Annotated in this window: 17 protein-coding genes; 7 read left to right on the top strand and 10 right to left on the bottom strand. The window is 61.0% G+C overall.

All coding sequences use genetic code 11. The features are described 5' to 3' along the window. Positions 1-41: 41 nt before the first annotated feature. The 7 genes from QRN38_RS26190 to QRN38_RS26220 form a co-directional block, all read right to left on the bottom strand. Positions 42-764 (bottom strand): oligogalacturonate-specific porin KdgM family protein, encoded by a 723-nt coding sequence (locus tag QRN38_RS26190; protein ID WP_005770839.1) that lies wholly within the window; start codon positions 762-764, stop codon positions 42-44. A 134-nt stretch (positions 765-898) separates the two neighbouring features. Further along, positions 899-1663: an ABC transporter ATP-binding protein gene (locus QRN38_RS26195; RefSeq protein ID WP_057418240.1), complete on the bottom strand. Its 765-nt coding sequence runs from the start codon at positions 1661-1663 to the stop codon at positions 899-901. Positions 1664-1673: 10 nt separating this feature from the next. After that, positions 1674-2513 carry an ABC transporter ATP-binding protein gene (locus tag QRN38_RS26200; RefSeq protein ID WP_057418239.1) on the bottom strand — a complete coding sequence of 280 codons (840 nt, stop codon included), beginning with the start codon at positions 2511-2513 and terminating at the stop codon, positions 1674-1676. 62 nt (positions 2514-2575) lie between these two features. Next, positions 2576-3481, bottom strand: a complete 906-nt coding sequence (locus QRN38_RS26205; RefSeq protein ID WP_007245922.1) for an ABC transporter permease — start codon at positions 3479-3481, stop codon at positions 2576-2578. Then, positions 3481-4518, bottom strand: a complete 1038-nt coding sequence (locus QRN38_RS26210; protein ID WP_010220797.1) for an ABC transporter permease — start codon at positions 4516-4518, stop codon at positions 3481-3483. The genes QRN38_RS26205 and QRN38_RS26210 overlap by 1 nt, the downstream gene beginning before the upstream one ends. Before the next feature lie 40 nt (positions 4519-4558). Further along, positions 4559-6181 (bottom strand): ABC transporter substrate-binding protein, encoded by a 1623-nt coding sequence (locus QRN38_RS26215; protein WP_057418238.1) that lies wholly within the window; start codon positions 6179-6181, stop codon positions 4559-4561. 85 nt (positions 6182-6266) lie between these two features. Further along, positions 6267-7421 (bottom strand): mandelate racemase family protein, encoded by a 1155-nt coding sequence (locus QRN38_RS26220; RefSeq protein ID WP_010210634.1) that lies wholly within the window; start codon positions 7419-7421, stop codon positions 6267-6269. Positions 7422-7991: 570 nt separating this feature from the next. Between QRN38_RS26220 and pmrG the strand changes: the two genes are divergently transcribed. Both pmrG and QRN38_RS26230 read left to right on the top strand, forming a co-directional pair. After that, positions 7992-8690: a lipopolysaccharide core heptose(II)-phosphate phosphatase PmrG gene (gene pmrG, locus QRN38_RS26225; protein WP_007245918.1), complete on the top strand. Its 699-nt coding sequence runs from the start codon at positions 7992-7994 to the stop codon at positions 8688-8690. A gap of 111 nt (positions 8691-8801) precedes the next feature. Continuing rightward, positions 8802-9476 carry a response regulator transcription factor gene (locus QRN38_RS26230; RefSeq protein ID WP_057418237.1) on the top strand — a complete coding sequence of 225 codons (675 nt, stop codon included), beginning with the start codon at positions 8802-8804 and terminating at the stop codon, positions 9474-9476. A gap of 7 nt (positions 9477-9483) precedes the next feature. On the opposite strand, the gene QRN38_RS26235 is transcribed toward QRN38_RS26230, so the two are convergent. Beyond that, positions 9484-10521: an AraC family transcriptional regulator gene (locus QRN38_RS26235; RefSeq protein WP_007245917.1), complete on the bottom strand. Its 1038-nt coding sequence runs from the start codon at positions 10519-10521 to the stop codon at positions 9484-9486. A 9-nt stretch (positions 10522-10530) separates the two neighbouring features. After that, positions 10531-11445, bottom strand: a complete 915-nt coding sequence (locus QRN38_RS26240) for a GGDEF domain-containing protein (RefSeq protein WP_005770863.1) — start codon at positions 11443-11445, stop codon at positions 10531-10533. A gap of 479 nt (positions 11446-11924) precedes the next feature. Here QRN38_RS26240 and QRN38_RS26245 point away from each other — a divergent pair, with 479 nt between their 5' ends. Genes QRN38_RS26245 through QRN38_RS26265 form a run of 5 tightly spaced genes read left to right on the top strand, consistent with a single transcriptional unit; the run spans position 11925 to position 18466 of the window. After that, complete coding sequence (locus QRN38_RS26245) at positions 11925-14441, top strand: TonB-dependent receptor (protein ID WP_057418236.1); 2517 nt, start codon at positions 11925-11927, stop codon at positions 14439-14441. Between the two features lie 36 nt (positions 14442-14477). Next, the gene (locus tag QRN38_RS26250; RefSeq protein ID WP_122223271.1) at positions 14478-16400 is read left to right on the top strand and encodes a phytase; all 1923 of its coding nucleotides are present in this window, start codon (positions 14478-14480) and stop codon (positions 16398-16400) included. Between the two features lie 54 nt (positions 16401-16454). After that, positions 16455-17165, top strand: coding sequence for a protein TolQ (gene tolQ / locus QRN38_RS26255; RefSeq protein WP_057418285.1), 711 nt, complete (start codon positions 16455-16457; stop codon positions 17163-17165). Positions 17166-17174: 9 nt separating this feature from the next. Then, positions 17175-17621 carry a protein TolR gene (tolR, locus tag QRN38_RS26260; RefSeq protein ID WP_057418286.1) on the top strand — a complete coding sequence of 149 codons (447 nt, stop codon included), beginning with the start codon at positions 17175-17177 and terminating at the stop codon, positions 17619-17621. Continuing rightward, positions 17618-18466, top strand: a complete 849-nt coding sequence (locus QRN38_RS26265; protein WP_057418287.1) for an energy transducer TonB — start codon at positions 17618-17620, stop codon at positions 18464-18466. The genes tolR and QRN38_RS26265 overlap by 4 nt, the downstream gene beginning before the upstream one ends. Before the next feature lie 55 nt (positions 18467-18521). Here QRN38_RS26265 and QRN38_RS28415 read toward each other — a convergent pair whose 3' ends face one another. Then, positions 18522-19367, bottom strand: a complete 846-nt coding sequence (locus QRN38_RS28415) for a methyl-accepting chemotaxis protein (RefSeq protein WP_370687200.1) — start codon at positions 19365-19367, stop codon at positions 18522-18524. Positions 19368-19375: the final 8 nt, after the last annotated feature.

The following is a 19375-nucleotide window of genomic DNA, read 5'->3' on the forward strand; positions in this document are numbered from 1 at the left end:
TCGCGAAATGCGTGCCGTGACACTCCGCGTCGCAATCTGCGCTATAAGAAGTTGTACTGCACCCCCACCCTTAATCTCAGCTGGCGCTTGTCGTCTTCCGAGTCCACCTTGATGTCGCCCACCTCAAAGAACGGCACCCAGTGCTTGTCCCACCTGTATTTGAAGGCCGCGTTCTGTTCGTAGTCGGTCCTGCCATTGTCGTAACGGATGTAATCGGCGTCGAAGTAGGTGAACTGATACTCATAAGCCCAGGGGCCTTTGCTGGCGTAATTGACCCAGACGTCGTAACGATTGATCGACTGATCGTCCATCTGGTTGTCAGGCATGTCGTGGTTGACCTTGTCGCGGTCAAGTTTGATCGAGTCGTAGCGATAGCGGCCCGAGACGCTCAACTGGTCATTCACTTTGTAACCCAGCTTGAGGCCCATTTTATAGGCCGTGGACTTCTCGATGCTTTCCAGTGCCAGTGACGGGGTGAGCATCCATTTGTCATTAAGCCGATATTGATAGCTGGTCGTCAGTTCGTGGCCGTTACCGACGGTGTTGTCGAATGCAACGTCCTGTCGGTCGCCTGCGGTCTTGTATTTAAGCTCGCCTTCAAAGCCCCAGCCGCTGTCCAGGCGGCTGCCGAATTTGACCCGGTCGGCATGCATGCGCGTGCTTTCCGCGTATTGGTGGCGGTAGTTGATGTAGGCGCTGTCGGCATGGGTCCATGCACTGGGCAGCAGGGTGGCAAAAGCGAGCAGAGCGAGTGATTTTTTCATTTTTTTATTCTTGTGGGTTGACGTTTTGGGTGTGTTTGAACAAATCGCAGGCAGCCGGATCCTGTGGCCGTTTCGGCCAGGGCTCACGGCGTCAGCAAGTGTCAGGTTTCAGCGGTCACCCGCCGGAAGACGGGTCATCCCGTCGGGCGCAGGTCCATGTCGCGACTGGCCTGGATCAGCATGCGCGAATATTCGTGTCGAGCCTGATTGTTGACCAGTTGGCTGCTGTCGAGCGTCTCCAGCACCTGGCCCTGCTGCATGACCGCCACCCGGTCACACAGGTGCGCCACCACACCCAGGTCGTGGGTCACCATCAGGTAGGTCAGGCCTTGCTGACGGCGCAAGTCGGCCAACAGGTTGAGAATTTCGGCCTGCACCGAAACATCCAGCGCCGAGGTCGGCTCGTCGAGCAGCAGCACGCGGGGTTCGAGAATCAGCGCCCGTGCAATCGCCACACGCTGACGTTGACCGCCAGACAACTGATGCGGGTAGCGAAAACGAAAACTCTCGTTGAGATCGACCTTGTCGAGCACCTCGCAGACGCGCCGATCACGATCGCCGATCGTGTGGATGCTCAGCGGCTCCTTGAGCGCAGCGTCGATGGTGTGGCGCGGATGCAGTGAGGCGTAGGGGTCCTGAAAGACCATTTGCACGGTGCGGTAATGGCTGGCGTCGAGCTTGCGCTGCACCGCCTGGCCGGCCACGCTCAAGGCACCGGTCCAGTGCTGATATTGCCCGGCCAGGCAGCGCAGCACGGTGGTCTTGCCCGAGCCGGACTCGCCCACCAGCCCGAACGACTGGCCTTGTTCGACCCGCAGGTTGACGTCACGCAGCACGTGATTAAGCGCGCTGCCAGTGCCGAAACTCAGGTTCAGTGAATCGACTGTGATCATTGCCATGGGAGCGTTCTCAGTGAGTGAGCCAGAGGGGATCGCGCTGCAACACCGGCAGGCTGGCGCGCGGGCGGTCGAGGCTGGGCAGGGCGGCAAGCAGGCCGCGGGTATACGGATGGCGCGCCTGATCCAGTTCGTTGGCGTTCAGCGATTCCACCACCCGCCCGGCATACATCACCAGCACCCGGTCGCAGAAGTGGCGCACCATGTTCAGGTCGTGACTGATGAAGATCAGTCCCAGATCGCGCTCGCTGACCAGTTCTTCCAGGACGTTGAGCACCTGGCGCCGCACCGACACATCCAGTGCCGACGTAGGCTCGTCGGCGATGATCACCTGCGGGTCGGTGATGACCATCATTGCGATCATGATCCGTTGGCCCATGCCGCCGGAAACTTCGTGGGGGTACAGCTCGTAAACCCGCGCCGGTTCGCGAATGTGCACCTTGGCGAGCATCTCCAATGTGCGTTCGCGCGCTTCTCTTTTCGAGATCTTGTGATGCGCCAGATAAGCCTCGGCAATCTGTTCGCCCACCTTGATCACCGGGTTCAACGAGTATTTCGGGTCCTGCATGATCATCGACATGCGCCGGCCGCGAATGCCCTGCATCTGTTTTTCGCTGCAGTCGAGCAGGTTGATATCCTCAAAACGCAGGGTCTTGGCGGTGACCTTCGCCGTTGCCGGGTGCAGGCGCAACAGGCTGCGGCCAACGGTGGACTTGCCCGAGCCGGACTCGCCGACAATCGCCAGTTTCTCGCGGCCCAGCGCGAACGACACATCGCGGACGGCCGCTGTGACCTTGCCCGCATGACTGAACTCGACCCGTAAATCTTCCACCGCAAGCTTTATCTGTGACATGGTTTGAGCCTCCGTTATTTTTATTCTTTGCGTGTCATTCGCTGCTTGTTATTCGATACAGGTCATTCGCTGCGCGGGTCGAGCACATCGCGCAGGCCGTCGCCCAGCAGATTGAACGCCAGGCTGACCAGCATGATGGTGGCGCCGGGTGCCGCCACCAGCCACCAGCTTTCGAGCATGTAGCGCCGGCCGCTGGAGATCATCGCGCCCCATTCCGGCAGCGGTGCCTGAGCGCCGAGGCCGAGAAAGCCCAGTGCCGCGGCAGTGAGGATGATGCTGGCCATGTTCATGGTCAGGCGGATGATCACCGAGGACAGGCACATCGGAATGATGTGGCGACCGATCACCCGCACTGCCGAGGCGCCTTGCAGCTTCACCGCCACAACGAAATCGGCGTTGCGCAGCGACAGGGTTTCGGCCCGCGCCAGGCGTGCGATTGGCGGCCAGGCGGTGAGGGCGATGGCGATGACCGCGTGCTCCAGTCCCGGACCAAGGGCGGCGATGAACGCCAGCGCCAGCACCAGGCTGGGGAACGAGATGAAGATATCGGTGATGCGCATGAACAGGCTGTCCACCCAGCCACCGAAATAGCCGGAAACAGTGCCGATCAACAGGCCGATCGGGCCGACGATCACGGTCACCAGCATCACGATGTACAGCGTGATGCGCGAGCCGTACACCAGCCGGCTGAACACATCGCGGCCGTATTCATCGGTGCCGAACCAGTGCTGTGCGCCGGGCATGCGCAAGGCTGCAGACAGGTCCTGGGCGAGCGGGTCATGGGTGGCGATCCACGGCGCGAACAGGGCAACAATCAGCAACGTCACGATGACAATCAGGCCCGCCAGGGTCATCGGGTTGCGCAACAGAAAACGCATCAGGCGAACGCCGCTGGCAGCGAAGGCTGCAAGGCTTGACGTCGGGGCGTGGATGAGCGGTTTGGCGCTGCTTGCAAGGGAAGTCGTCATCAGCGGGTTCTCGGGTCGAAGACTTTATAAAGCGCGTCGCTGATCTGGTTGAGGATCACGAAGATCAGACCGATCAGCAGTACACAGGCCATCACCGCATTCATGTCACCGAGCAGCAGGCTGCTGGTCAGGTACTGGCCGAAGCCGGGCCAGGCAAAGACGGTTTCTATCAATACCGCGCCTTCCAGCAGACCGCCGTAAGCGAGGGCGACGATGGTCAGCAACTGCACGCGAATATTGCGGAACGCATGGCCCCAGACGATGCGTCGCTGCGAGAGGCCTTTGACCCGTGCCGTGATGATGTACTCCTGCGACAGCTGCTCGAGCATGAAACTGCGCGTCATGCGGCTGATGTAGGCCACCGAATTGAAACTGAGGATCACCGCGGGTAACAGGATGTGGCGCAGTGCACTGCGAAAGGCGTCCCAGTCACCGGACAGTGCGGTGTCGATCAGCAGCAGGCCGGTGCGGGTTTCGATCAGGCCGTCATACGCCAGGCCGATGCGTCCCACCCCGCCAGCCCAACCCAGCCAGGCGTAGAACACCAGAAAAGCCATCATGCCCAGCCAGAAAATGGGTGTGGAGTAGCCGAACAGGGTGATCACCCGGGCGATGTGGTCGCCGCTGCGGCCTTGATGCGTGGCGGCGTAAACGCCCAGCGGCAGGCCGATGAGCACGCCGAACAGAATCGCCAGCGTGGCCAGTTCCAGGGTCGCCGGGAACACCCGCACGATGTCGTCGATCACCGGGTGCCCGGTGAGCAGGGCTTTGCCCAGGTCGCCGTGCAGCAGGTCGCTGAGGTACATCACGAACTGGGTGGTCAATGGTTTGTCCAGGCCCAGTTCCTGATACGCCTGAGCGTAGGCGGCTGCATCGGCGTCCGGGCCGACGATGGCCAGCACCGGGTCCAGCGGCATGACCCGGCCAATGAAGAAAGTGAGCAACAGCAGGCCGAACAGGGTCGCCGCCACTGATCCGCTGCGCCGGGTGCCGTGGGCGACCCGACTGCTCCAAAATGAAATCGATGCACTCGACATGGTTATTCCTGCCTTGGCTTGAGCGATTGAATGCGTGGGTTCAGCGTTGCTTGTAGACGTCACGCAGTCGGGTGGTGGCGGCGCTGTGCCCCAGGTAATTCTGGACATCGGCGTGGATCACCACTTCGTCGGTCATCTGTGAAAGCGGCATGATCGGCCCGGCTTTCTGGTCGTAGAGCGTCTGAATGCGCTGATAGTCGGCCAATTGTTGCCCGGCATCGCGCTCACGCTCGGCCTGCTCGATCAGTTGGTTGATTTCGGCGTTGTAGAACGAGGTGCGCCAGCCCTGAAAGTTGCTCAGCCTGGCCTCTTCGCGGTTGTCCGGGTTGTAGATCAGCGCGCGCAGGCTGGAGTGCGGATGGCGCTCGGCGCCGCCACCACCACGCCCGACCAGAATGTCGAAACGCCGATCGCGCATTGCGCCATAGATCTGGTTGCCGGTGCCGGTGATGATCGTCGCCTGAATGCCGGCCTGGGCCAGGGTCGATTGCAGGCTGGTGGCGATGTTGATGAACGGTGAATCGGTCAGCGAACGAATGGTGATCTTGAAACCGTTCGGGTGCCCGGCTTCGGCCAGCAGGCGACTGGCCTCGGCGACATTCAGCGCGTAGCCCGGATCATCAAGCCTGGCCGCCAGCCCCAGTTGCAACGGGCGCTGATTGATCACGCCGTAATGCGGCATCACTACGTTGTTGATGCCCTGATAGTCGATCAGTGCACGGATCGCCTGACGCACCCGGATGTCCTGAAACAGGGGTTGCTCCATGCTCAGCGCGACGTAGTACAGCGTGCCGCGCGGTATGGCCTGCACGCTGACGTCTTGCGAGCGGGTCAGGGCCTTGATGTCGCTGGCTGCCATGCCGCGCGCCACGTCCAGATCGCCGCGCTCGACCATCAGGCGCAGCGCCTGGGACTCAGTCATGTTGCGCATGATCACCCGGCGCATTTTCGCCGGTCCGCGCCAGTACGAGTCGAATCGGCTCATCAGGATCACGTCGTTGGCGCGCCAGATGTCCAGCTTGAACGCCCCGGAGCCCGCCGTGTGGGTGGTCAGCCAGCCGGCGCCCAGATCATCGCCCCTGGCGTGTTGCAGCGCGGTCAGGCGGTCGATGACGAATGCGCTGGGCGAGGTCGCCAGGGTGTTGAGCACCAGCATCGGGTCGGTGGCTTTGGGCAGGTCGAGCACAAAGGTCGAAGGCCCTTCGGCGCGCATCAATTCGCTGACGTTTTTCGCGGTGTAACCGTAGGCTTTCCAGGTCGAGGCCAGGGCCTTGTTGAGTGTAACCACGCGTTGCAGCGACCAGGCAACGTCCTGAGCCGTAAGCGGGTTGCCGGAGTGAAACGTCACACCCGCACGCAAGTGGAAGGTCAGGCGCATGCGGTCAGGGCTGATTTCCCAGCGCTCGGCCAGCGCCGCAATCAACTGATCTGGGCGCGCGGCATCCTGCTCCAGCAGCATGTCGTAGACATTGGCGTTGACCTCGGACACCTCGAGGCCGGTGGCACCTGCCGGGTCCAGCGACAACAGGTTGATCATGCTCATGCCGATGACCAGTTGATCGACCGGTGTTTCGCCACGTGCCAGGGCGGGCGGGGTGTGCATGAATGTCGCCGTCATGGCGAGGCATAGCAGCCAGGGCAGGCGCTGGGGCCAGAATTTCATGGGGCAGTCCTTTTTTATATTTATTAGACGCGGTGCACAGATGCCTTGCGAGGGGCGCGCTTCCGGCCCTTCGCGGTGTTGCCAGTCAGTAGCGTTGTTCGGTGTGGGTCTCGATATAGCTGAAGTTGATGTCTTCGCCCAGCCCCGGCTTTTCGCAGAGGTGCACAAAACCGTCGCTGTCCATCGGGTCGACGAGGGTGTTGAGGTAAGCGGGCACGTCGTCGTAATCAAGAAACGGGTGCAGCAGGCCGCGCTCGTACCAGCGGCAGTTGCTGATTGCGCCTACTACGGCCAGGTTGGCAGCGCCGTTGCCGTGGACTTCACAGTCCATGCCGAACGACTCGGCCAGATGCGCGACCTTTAAACATGGCCCGATGCCGCCGACGCCCGCCACGCCGGCACGCAGAATGTCGCAGGCCTTGTTGGTTACCCAACTGGCGCGGCTGTGATACTTGCCGGCAATGCTCTCCGGGCCGAGCACAGGAATATCCAGATTGGCCGCCAGCCAGGCATAGGATTCGGCGGAGTCTTCCATCATCGGTTCTTCGAACCAGGCGAAGTCGAGCTTTTGCAATTGGCGACCGATAAACAGCGCGTCGGTGCGGCTGTACCAGTGGTAGCCGTCGAGCATCAGGGCGATGTCCGGCCCAACTGCTTCGCGCACAGCGGCGCAGGCCTGGACATCCATGCGCGGGTTTGGCGCAAACGAAATCGGTGGCATCCAGGTGTGCAGCTTGATGCCCTTGTAGCCGCGCTGAACCAGCTTTTCGGCAAATTGCCCATACTCATCTGGCGTGGAAAGCCCGCCGGGCAGGTCGTCGCCGCACATGGTCGAGCCGTAGGCCAGCACCTTGTCGCGATAGCCGCCCAGCAGTTTGTGCACGGGCAGTTTCAAGGCGCGTCCGGCCAGATCCCACAATGCCTGCTCCACCAGTGCCAACGCACGGTCGGTGAACTGACTGGCGCTGCCACGTTGCCAGTGGGCCAGTTCCTGCCAGATTTTCTCGCGGTTAATCGGGTTCTGGCCGATCAGCACTTTCTTGACGAACGACTCGATGATGTGCGGCCGAATCAATTCCGGCGGACCGAAGGAAAACCCTTCGCTGCCATCGTCACAAGCGATGCGCAGCATGGCCATTCTGACCGGTTTTTCTTCGCCGGGATGAGCGTGGCCCGCGCTGTCTACAGCGCGGCGCGAAGGGAAGGAAAAGACGTCGACACTGACCGAGGTAATGTTCATGGTGACCTTCATGGATATTGTTGTTATCAGGTTTTATTGGTATGTCGTCATACAACATTGAGGCGATTATTTACGTCTTTGTAGGACAATGTCAATAGTCGTATGACGACTATTTCCAGTATTCACAGGGATTATTGATAGTTATGTTTGATTTGACGTGTTCTGGCTGAGGATGAGTGGTGTGCAGATAGCAGTTAAGTCGTTATACCTTTTTGGGTTCGATGACCCAGGTGCCAGTGTGTCGGCATGCAGGCCACAAGTCTGCGCTGGGCATCGGACGCAGAGCGTCCAGAACGGCATACGACGCGGAGCGTCGTACGACAGTTGATCCGTACGCTCCAGCGCAGAAAAACGCTTAAATTATCTTCATGTTCAAACCCGAAAAAGCCGCAAAAGCCCCAACCTACGGCCTTTCCTGAAAAACATGGCTCTCGGCCATAACACATTTTTCACATCTTCTTCACTGCGTCAGCACCATGCTGAACCTACTCTGCCTTCATGAGGGCGGTAACGATTCCGAGGGTCTCTCGAGTCAACGCCACACAATAAGCTCAGTGTAGGAGTAGCCACTTGGCTGACACGCTAATCGACAACAAGAATATCCTGCCCGATTCAGGTATCCGCCAGCGCTACAAATTGCAGCGGCACATCGTATCGATTTCGGTCACAGTCGTATTGATGGCCATCTGCGCGTGGTTTTACATGGCTTTTTCCAGCGTGCATGTGATGGACCTTGGAATGGGCAGCAACCTGAAAGTATCCGGCCTGCGCGAGCAATGGCTGCGCGGCGACGTAGTGGTCATGATTCGTCACGCCGAACGCTGTGACCGCTCGACAAATCCCTGCATGGCCGACGCTGACGGCATCACCTCCAACGGCCGGGAGGCGGCGCTGGCGGTGGGCGCAGGTCTGCAGAAGATGGGCATGCAGCACGTTCAGATGATCGCCAGCCCGAAAACCCGCACGCAACAGACGGCGCAATTGCTGGCAGGGCATGCGGTGATCGGGCAGGAATGGATCAACGACTGCGATGGCGACTTCATGAAGGTCGTTCAGGCGCACAAGGTCAGCGGTGAAAACCTGGTGCTGGTGACGCACAGCGGTTGCATCGACCAGTTCGAACGCAAGCTTGGTGTACCGGGTGGCGAGCGCTCCAGTGAGTATGCCCAGGCGTTTTTCGTGCAGATGGACGGCAGTCATCGGCCGAAGGTTCTAGGCTCCCTGAACGCCGGGCAATGGGTCAACCTCAGCCGCGAGCAATTCAATTGATCCCACCGGTCATTGGCTTCAAGCCAGCGCAATACGCTCATCACTCAACCTGCCGGCTCAGCGGCTACAGTGTCCCGGTTGGCCGGGTAGAAAAAACAAGAAGGCGCTGCAATGAACATTCTGGTTATTGAAGACCACCGTGATATCCACGATAACCTGCTGGAATTCTTCGAGCTCAGAGGCCATGCGGTAGAAGGTGCGCTGGACGGCCTTAGCGGGCTGCATCTGGCTGCATCAAAACGTTACGACGCGATCATTCTCGACATCATGCTGCCAGGCATTGATGGCAACCAGATCTGCCGCAGCCTGCGTCAATATTCAAAATCGGAAGTCGCCATCGTCATGCTCAGCGCCCGTGATGAGCTGGATGACCGTCTTATCGGCTTCAAGGTGGGCGCCGACGATTACATCACCAAGCCCTTTGCGATGTCCGAGGTGCTCGCCCGCGTCGAAGCAGTGGTCGGCCGACGCCAGCGCAAGGACAACCGGGTGATGGTGGTCGCCGATCTGCAGTTCGATCTGGACACCCTCGAGATAAGCCGCAACGGTGCGCCATTGAAACTCAACCCGACCAACATGAAACTGCTTGAATTGTTGATGCGCAAGAGCCCGCACATCGTCAAACGCTCCGAGCTGGAAGAAGTGCTCTGGGGGCGCGATGCCCCGAACAGCAGCAGCCTGCGCAGCAATATTCATATCCTCCGGCGAGCGCTGGACGGCGGTCATGAAACCCCGCTGCTGCACACTGCACACGGTCTTGGCTACAAACTGTGCGTACAAAGCTGAGGCTTTCTCAGTCGAAATTGAACAGCCGCTGGATCAGCGTAGGTGTGCTGCCGGTCCAGCGTTTGAACGAGCGGCGAAAGTTGGCCGGGTCGTTGAAATTCAGGTAGTCGGCGACGGCCTCGTTGCTCATCCCCTTGATCTGGTACAGGGACAGCGCAACATGTTTGCGTGCCAGGTCGTGCTGGGCCTGAAAACTCGTGCCGTGCTTGTGCAGCTTGCGCTTCAGGGTGGCCGGGCTCATGGCAAAAGCCTGGGCAACCTGTTCCAGGCTTGCAGCCTCGCGCACGTTGTCACGCAGGTGCTGGTGCAGCCGGTCGAGCAGGCTGGCCTGCATGCCCAGCGCCGCCAGTTGCCCGGCAGCCTCCTGCTGGGCGACCTGCACCGCAATGGGCGACGCCCCCGGCCACGCCTGAGTGAGGCAATGCCTGGGCAGGCGCATCATGTCCAGCGGGCGACCGAACACGGTGTTTTCGCCCAGATGAACCCAATATTGTTCGACGTAACGCGGCTCTTCGTGACAGAAACTGCATTCCCACGGCAGCCGCGTATTGCCCAGTAACTGACTCATCGCGACCAGCGCGGTCATGCTGGCCTCCAGCAGAAACCGCTGTTGTTCACCTGCGCCGCAACTGTCCAGCCAGTAAAGGTAGGCAAAGTGTTCGTCCAGCTCCAGGCGCGGGGTGAGCAGCGGGCTGAGCAGCGCTTGCTGGCGCAGCAGAATCTCCAGCGCCTGATGCAGATTTTGCGCATGGCGCAGCGCGTGACTGGCCGCGCCGTAGTGGCCGGGAAACAGCCGTTGGCCGAATAGAAAACTGGTGTCGTCTGCGTCCATCTGCCGTTGCGCGTTAGCGATCAGGGCGAAGCACTGCTGGGGGCTGAGCCGCGTCTTGCCTGCCACGATGTCTTCGTAGAACAGGCCGGTGCCTTTGAGCAGTCGATGGCTGTCGATCCCGCGCGACAACGCCAGGTCAATCAGCGTGGCGGGCTGATAATGGCCGGGGATGAAGCGGCTGTCGGCCTCGTACCAATCACTTTTAAGGGTCATGGCGGCTGCTCAGGCGGTGCGCGTAAGGGGGCGTCGGGCACGGGCCAGCGACAGGTTGAGGCGGCGCAGCAGATTATCCGGCGTTTCATTGAGCGCCATCACCACCGCCACGCTGGCGGACAGATGAAGGCGCTCGCCCTGTTGCCGGGTCTTGTGCGCCAGGCTGGCGACCGCTTGCTGCAACTCCAGCGCCAGCAGCTTCGCCTGGCTCTCGCCCGTGTTGGGCAGCAGCACCACAAAACGGTCGCCGGCCAGCCGGCAGAGCAGGTCCTGACGGCGCAGGTTGAGCACCAGCAAATGGCTGATCGCGGACAGGACTTCATCGCCCTCGGCATGACCAAACGCATTGTTGATGGTGCTGAAACCGTCGAGATCCAGCGCCAGCAGCGACAGCGGTTGCTGCTGACAAAGGCTTTGCTCCAGGCTCACGATCAATTGCCGTTTCAGATAGTCGGCGCTGCCCAGCGGGGTGAGTTTGTCGTACAGCCGGTGCTCACGAAAGCCACGTTCGCGTTTTTCCATCTGCGCGCTGATCGCCAACTGTTCGCGATGCCAGTGGTAGATGCCGAGGGTCAGCAGGATCAGGCCGACCGGCATGGGGCCGGATTCCAGCCAGTGGTCCCATTCGATCTCGGCGGGCAGGCGAATGAACTCGTCCAGCGCGTCGATCCACCATGAGAAAAACACGCAACTCAGCCCCACCGACAGGTAGTTGGTTACCCGTCCGGCCGGTCGGCTCTTGAACACCAGAAACAGCCAGACCAGCGACAGCAGTGCCGAGCCACCTTCGCCGACGATGTCGAGCCATTGCCATTCGCTGACGTGCTTGATAGTGCCAAACGCCAGAAACGCCAGCAGCCCCAGATTGGCGGCAATCATCAGCACGGCGAGTTTCCAGCGATGGGGTTGAATGATCCTGAACATGAACAGCCGGCTCCCGATGTGCTGATTATCGGCCAGCAGAACAGATGCACATGACACTAGGGTGACGAGTAACGTGAAGGGCAAGAGGTCGAATCAGCTCACACATGTTGCAGGTTTTTTGTGGAGTGGACCAGGTCACGCTTCGCTTGTCCGCGATTGCCGGAATGTAGTAGCGGACTTGTCCGCGAACTGCCGGGAACCGGCAGCAAAACCGGCTGCTCCGGTGCATCAGATTCAGCCGAGGTGGCCTTTTCAGGGCCGCTTTGCCGCCCATCGCAGCCGTCGTAACCTCCTGAAGCTCTAGAGACACCGCATGCCCTCAAAGTCAAATCAGCTCATTTACCCGTCCATTTCCCCTCAAACCCTCCATTTCCGACCTGCGCAGCCCTGACTTGTCACAGAACCGTCATTGCACCGCTCTAGCTTGCGCCTCCAGTTGCCGGGCCATTTGCCTGGCCGTCGGGATTGGGGGGACTCACATGTACAGGCGTCGCAGCAGGGCTCAACTGGTTGGCTTCACACTCGGTTCACTGGCGCTTGGTATTGCCAGCGGGCGTTTACAGGCCGCCGAAGCCGGCCCTACCGAGCACGTGCAAGTGGTGGGGCAGGCGGCGAGCATCGACAACGCGCTCAAGGAACAGCGCAGCGCCGACAGCATCAAAAGCGTGGTGCATGCCGACGGCGTGGCGCAGCTGCCTGACCAGAACGTGGCCGAAGCGGTGCAGCGTCTGCCGGGCGTGAGTGTCGAGCGCGATCAGGGGGAAGGGCGCTTTGTAACGGTGCGTGGCCTGGCCCCTGACCTGAACAGCGTGACTATCAACGGCACGCTGGTGCCCGCCCCGGAAAGTGGCCGACGCGCCGTGGCGCTGGACGTTCTGCCGGCCGAACTGGTGCAGTCGCTGTCAGTGATCAAGACCCTGACCCCGGACATGGATGCCAACTCGCTGGGTGGCACCATCGACGTCGAGAGTTTGTCTGCCTTCGACCACAAGGGTTTGTTCTACACCGGCAGCAGCGAGGCCAGCTACGACAAGAACACCCGCCAGACCAGCCCCAAGTTTTCTGGCGCGGCGAGCAACCGTTTCAACCTTGGTGACGGCATCGACAACGTTGGCGTGGCTGCAGCGTTGAGCTGGCAGAAGCGCGACTTCGGCTCCGACAATGTCGAGACCGGCGGTGACTGGGACGGCACGCGCCTGCAGTCATTCGAACAGCGCGACTATGACATCAGCCGCGAGCGTGCTGGCGGTGGCCTGAACTTCGATTACAAACCCGATGACGTCAGCAAATATTACCTGCGCACCCTGTACAGCCGCTTCAAGGACGACGAAGTACGCACCACCAACGCGTTCGAGTTTGCCGATGCGCAGCGTGCAGGCGAGACCGGCGATGCCGAGGGCACCCGCAAGCTCAAGGCGCGCACCGAAACCCAGGAAATCCAGTCCTACGTGTTTGGCGGCGAGCGCATGATGGGCCTGTGGACCCTCAGCGGCCAGGCCGGTTACAGCGAATCCAGCGAAGACAGCCCCGGTCACATCGCCGGCGCCACGTTCGTGGGCAACGACGATTTTGCCGGTACCGGTTTCTACGATCGCGACAAACCCAGGCCGATTGTCGGCTCCTCGTTCTACGACACTTCGAACTTCACCCTGGACAAGGTCGATTGGGAAAAGCAGTACACCAAGGACACCGAAAAAAACGTACGTCTGGACCTGGCCCGCGACTACGACTTCAAAGGCTACGCCTCGCAGTTCAAGTTTGGCGGCAAGGTCAGCCGGCGCGACAAGAGCAACGATCTGGAAGTCTGGAAATACGAGGATTTCGACGACCAGGGTTTCAGCGATCAGCAACTGAACCTCAGCCAGTTCCAGAAGGGCAGCATCGACTATCGACTGGGCAACTTTGGCAGTGGCATCAGCCCCGGCGCCGTCAAAGGGCTGATAGGCGGCCTTGATGCAGCCAGCGCCTACGACCCCGCCGAGTCCCGCGCGAATGACTTCAAGATCAACGAAGACATCAACGCCGGTTACTTCATGAACACCCTGGATGTCGACAAATGGCGCTTCATCGCCGGCCTGCGCTACGAAGGCACGGAAATGGACGCCAAGGGCACGGGGGTGCGTGACGGTGCTTTCGAGCCCAACGACACCAAGCGCCGTTATCACCACTGGTTACCGGGGCTGCATGCGCGGTATCAGATCGACAAAAGCACCCAGTTGCGTGCCGCCTGGACCAAAACTGTAGTGCGCCCGACCTTCGGCCAGCTGGCACCGGGCTTTGTAATCGACGATGACGAAGCCACGTTTGGCAATCCGAACCTCAAGCCGCTGGAGTCCAGTAACCTGGACCTGGGCATCGAACACTTCATGGGCCGCGCGGGCACGGTGTCTGCGTTCGTGTTCTACAAGGACATCCAGAACTTCGTCTACAACACCGACCTGGCGGGCACTGGACAATGGGCGAACTTCTCCGAAGCCAACACCTTCGCCAACGGCGACAAGGCCAAGCTGTATGGGCTTGAGCTGGCCTACTCACAGAAGCTCGACTGGCTGCCATCACCATGGGACGGCCTGCTGCTGGGGGCCAACGCCACGTTGAGCCGCTCCGACGCGAGCATCAACGGCTTCGACCAGAGCACTGGGACCAATCGCAAGCGCGACATCGACCTGCCCAGCCAGTCGAAAACCGTCGGTAACGTCATGCTCGGTTGGGAGAACGACACCCTCAGCCTGCGTCTGTCGGCCAACTATAAGTCAGCCTATCTGTATGAACTGGCGGCGATTGGCGACAAGGACCACGACCAGTACGTGGATGCGCAGACCTTCGTCGATTTCAGCGCGCGTTACTCACTGACCAAGAACCTCAAGGTCAGTTTCGAGGCGCAGAACCTCACCGATCAGCCGTATTTCGTCTACAGCGGCCATCGCGCCTACAACGGCCAGTACGAAGAGTACGGCCCGACCTACAAAGTCGGCCTGACGTTTACCCACTTCTGACCGACCGATGCGCTCATTCAAAGGATTCAACCCTTCATGATGATTTCGTTATCACCCAAACCGGCTTGCCTGACGCTGCTGCTGGGTCTGCTCGCCGGTGCCGCACACGCCTCGCCGCCCACTGACTTGAGCCTGACGCGCTGGGCTGAAAAAACAGCGTTCAAGGCTCAATCTGCAGCTTTCCTGCCAGGCAGCGACGGGGCCCGTCGCCTGGCCGCCAGCGTCAAGGCTGGCTTGTTGTTGCTGGACGATCAGGGTCACGAACTGGCTAACATGCCGGGTTCTTTCCAAGGGCTGGACAGTCGCCTGACAGGCGCCAGCGTGCTGGTCGCGACGCTGGACAACACCCGCCAGCAGGCCATGCTGACTCAGCTTGATTCAGCAAAAGCGCAGTGGTCCAAACCGGTTTATCTGCCCGCCCGCGATTACTCGGTGGCAGGCCTGTGTCTGTACTGCGATGACGCCAGCAACCTGTTTGTGTTTCTGGTGGGCGAGGAGGGCAAGGGTGAGCAATGGCTGGTCGGCGCAGGCGATCACGTGAATGCCACGCCGCGCTTGGTGCGCAATCTGCCGTTGCCGCCGAATGCGGAGTTCTGTCAGGTCGACGACGCCGCGCACCGGCTGTTCGTCAACGAGGAAAACATTGGCTGGTGGGCCTACCCGGCGCACCCCGAAGCCGATGTCGCCCGTCAGCCGGTGGCCTTGCGCGAGCCGTTTGGCGAGGTGAAGCAGGCTGCGGGGGCTATGGCCGTCGTGCCCGGTGGCTTGCTGGCGCTGGACCCGAAAGGCAAGTCTTTACATCTTTATCAGAACAAGGGCGAGAGCTGGACGCCGGTCGCCGAGCTGTCACTAATGAACCTGAAAAAGCCCGAAGGCTTGTCTGCGCGTCAGGACAAGAACGGTTTGCAGGTGCTGGTCAACGATAACGACGGCGAGCGGCTGTATCAGGGTGAAGTAGGCTGGACGCCACAACCGGTGGCGGTTGCTGCGCCGCTGCCCGTTGTCATGCCGGTCAGCCAGAGCCAACCCGTCGGTCGACAGGGTGACGCTGCCGATGACCCGGCCATCTGGGTCAACCCACAGAATCAGGCGCTGAGCCGGGTGCTGGGCACCAACAAGAAACAGGGCCTGCTGGCCTACGACCTGAGTGGCAGGCAACTGCAGGAACTGCCGGTCGGGCGCTTGAACAACGTCGATATCCGGCCCGGTTTCATGCTCGGCAAAAAGAACGTCGATCTGGCGGTGGCCAGCAACCGTGACCGCAACAGCCTGAGCCTGTTCAGCATCGACCGCGCCAGTGGCGCCATCAGTGAAGCGGGCGAGATCCCCACGCCGTTGGCGGAAATCTACGGCGTCTGCCTGTTCAAGCCTGCCAGCGGCGAGTTGTATGCGTTCGCCAATGGCAAGGACGGCAGCTTTCTTCAGTACCGGCTCAGCGCGCCGGATGGCAAGGCGCAAGGCGAGCTGGTGCGCAGTTTCAAGGTTGAAACCCAGCCGGAAGGCTGCGTCGCGGATGACCAGCGTCAACGCCTGTTTCTCGGTGAAGAGGACGTTGGCGTCTGGGAAGTCGATGCGCGTGCCGATCAGCCCGCGACCCTGTCCAGCGTGATCAAGGTGGGCGACGTGGTGCACGCCGATGTCGAGGGGTTGGCGCTGTATCAGAGCGATGGCCACGACTATCTGGTGATTTCGAGCCAGGGCAACGACAGCTACGTGGTGGTCGATGCCGAGCCGCCTTACACGCTGCGCGGTGCGTTTCGGGTCGGCCTCAATGCAAGCGCCGGGATTGACGGTACCTCGGAAACCGACGGCATCGAAGTGACCTCCATGAACCTCGGCGGCCCGTGGAGCAAAGGCATGCTGGTGGTTCAGGACGGGCGCAAACGCATGCCGGAACAGGCGCAGAACTTCAAGTTCGTGCCGTGGGCCGAGGTGACGAAAACCCTCAAGCTGCCGTAAATCGTTTGTCATCAAGCGGTGCTAATCATTCGTTTCATTACAGAGGACTACCCGATGCACGCCACACTCGAACACATGACCGTCTGGGGCCTGATCAGCGACGCCAGCCTGCTGGTCAAGGCCGTTATGCTGATTCTGCTGCTCGCCTCGCTGGTCAGCTGGTTCCTGATCGTTCAGCGCAGCCTGGCCCTGCGTCATTACGAGCGTTCGCTGGATGCCTTCCAGCAGCGTTTTCGCAGCGAAGCCGAGCTGGCGCCGCTGTACGCGCAGGCGTCTTCAGCCCAACGCGATGCTGGCGGCATCGGCTCGATCTTTCAGGCCGGCTACGCCGAGTACGTGCAGCTCAAACATAGCCCCGGCATCGATCCCGATGGGGTGCTGTCAGGCGTCGAACGCTCGTTGCAGGTGGCGATCAGCGAGCAGGAATTGCAGCTGGAAAAGGGCCTGCAGTTTCTCGCCACTGTGGGCTCCGTCAGCCCGTACATCGGCCTGTTCGGCACGGTGTGGGGGATCATGAATTCCTTCATCGGCCTGTCGCAGGTGCAACAGGCCACGCTGTCCACGGTGGCGCCTGGTATCGCCGAAGCGTTGATTGCAACCGCCATCGGCCTGTTCGCCGCCATTCCGGCGGTCATTGCCTATAACCGTTTTGCCGCACGCGGCCAGACCCTGACGGCGCGTTACTACACCTTTGGCAACGAACTGCAGGTGCGCCTCAACCGCACGCTGCAAGGTCTGCCACGCAACATGGCCGCTGCGGCCTGAGGACTTGCCATGCTGGTCAAACCGCAACGCAAACATGGCCCGAAAGCCGAAATGAATGTCGTGCCGTACATCGACGTGATGCTGGTGCTGCTGGTGATCTTCATGGTCACCGCGCCGATGCTCACTCAAGGTGTGAAGCTCGATTTGCCGAAAATCGCCAGCGAGGCCCTTGCCAGCGATACCCGGCAGCGCATCGTGACCTTGTCCGTCAAAGCGCAGGGCGGCTACTACTGGAACCTCGGTGAAACACTTGACACCCAGGCGCAGACCGATCAGGCCGCCAGCCTGGAAGACATGCAGGGGCGCATTGCCCAACTGGTTGCCGAGCGCAAGGACACCCAGGTGTTTATCCGTGCCGACGACAAAGCCGATTATGGCCGGGTGGTCGCTGCCATGGCTGCGCTGCAACGCAGTGGCGTGACCCAGTTGGGGCTGGTGACCGAGGCACCGCAATGACCACCATGACCCTGACGCTCGAGGATGCCCCACCAACGCGCGAGTGGCTGAACGGGCCGTTGCTGCGCAGCAATGGCCTGGCGGCTGCCGTTGCGCTGGCCTTGCACGGTGCGCTGCTGGGCGGCCTGATGCTTGGCTGGAACGCGCAGGAAAAACGCCCAGAGCCGCCAAGAACACTGACCACCCAACTGGTGATGTTGCCGCCAGCGCCCCCACCTGTGTCAGCAGCGCCAGTCGCCGTTGCCGAAGCTGTTCAAACGCCACCACCGGCCCCCGTGGTTGCACCGCCGCCGGTGGTAAAACCACTAGAAGCCCCCAAACCGCAGGCAGAACCGCAGCGCCAGCTTGAGCAGGCGGCGCTGTCACGCAAGCGTGTCGACGAGCAAAAGCGCGAGCGTGAAAGCGAGCAACGCCAGCGTGCGCAAAACGCTCGGGAAGCCGAGCAGCAGCGCCAACAGGCTCAGGCTGAGCAGCAACGCCAGGCCGAGCAGGCGCGCCAGTCCGCCGAGCGTGCTCGTCAATCGCAAGCGCAGCAACAGACACAACAGCAAACACAATCACAGGCCGCCGCTGACAGCAGTCAATACCAGCCGCTGAGCAAGGAAGCCCCTGACTACCCCGAGCGGGCGCTGGACAAAGGCATAGAGGGGGATTGCACGGTGGTCTACGACGTCTCGCCGCAAGGCAAAGTCGTCAACCCGCAAGTGCAGGGCAGCTGCCACCCGCTGTTCATGCGCCCGTCGCTGGCTGCAGCAGAGACTTTTCGCTATCAGCCAAGGATCGTCGAGGGCAGGGCGGTGATGGTGTCCGGCGTGAAAAATACCTTTCACTACCGGATCAAGTAGCGCCGAAGCAAGCAGAAAGCGGGCCTGACGCAAGGCGCGTCAGGCCCGCACAGGCTTAACTGACCTTGAAGCGTCGTACCAGCGCAATCAGGCGGGTGTTGGACTCGGACAGTGCCGCGGTGCTTCTCTCGTTGCTGGAGCCACCTTCGACCAGTTCTTCGACGATGTGGCGCACAGCAATGATGTTGCGGCTGATCTCCTCGGACACCGCGCTTTGCTCTTCGGCCGCTGTGGCGATTTGCGTGCTCAGGTCGTTGATCTGCAGCACCGAACGGGTCATGTCGTCCAGCCCGGTGGTCACGGCGGTGGTCTTTCCCGCAGTGGCCTGGCAGCTTTGACGGGTTTTTTCCATCGCCGCGACGGCAGCGCTGACGCCCTGTTGCAGGCTGCTGAGCATTTCGTTGATTTCTGACGTACTGGCCTGGGTACGCGCGGCGAGGGCGCGGACTTCATCAGCCACCACCGCAAAACCGCGACCCTGTTCACCGGCACGCGCCGCTTCAATGGCCGCATTGAGCGCCAACAGGTTGGTCTGCCCGGCAATTTCGCCGATCACCGCCAGTACTGCATTGATGCGCTTGGCGTCCTGCTCCATCGACTGCACTTTGCTGGTGGCCGAATCGACCTCGCTGATCAGTGCATTCACGCTGTCAGAAGCGTCCGCAACCACGGTTTTCGAGACCTGCGCGTTCTCGTTGGCCGACTGCGTAAAGCTTGCGGTCTGCGCTGCACTACGGGCCACTTCGTCGGCGGTTGAGGACATCTCGGTGATCGCCGTCACGGCCTGATCAGTCTCGTTGGCGTGACGGATCAGAATCGCATTGGTCACGCCAGCCTGGCTGCGCAGTTGTTCGATACCGCTGGCAATCTCGCTGGTGGAACTGCTGACGTCGAGCATCATGCGTTGCA

The sequence above is a fragment of the Pseudomonas sp. CFBP2511 genome (assembly GCF_030209255.1).
GTDB lineage: Bacteria > Pseudomonadota > Gammaproteobacteria > Pseudomonadales > Pseudomonadaceae > Aquipseudomonas > Aquipseudomonas avellanae.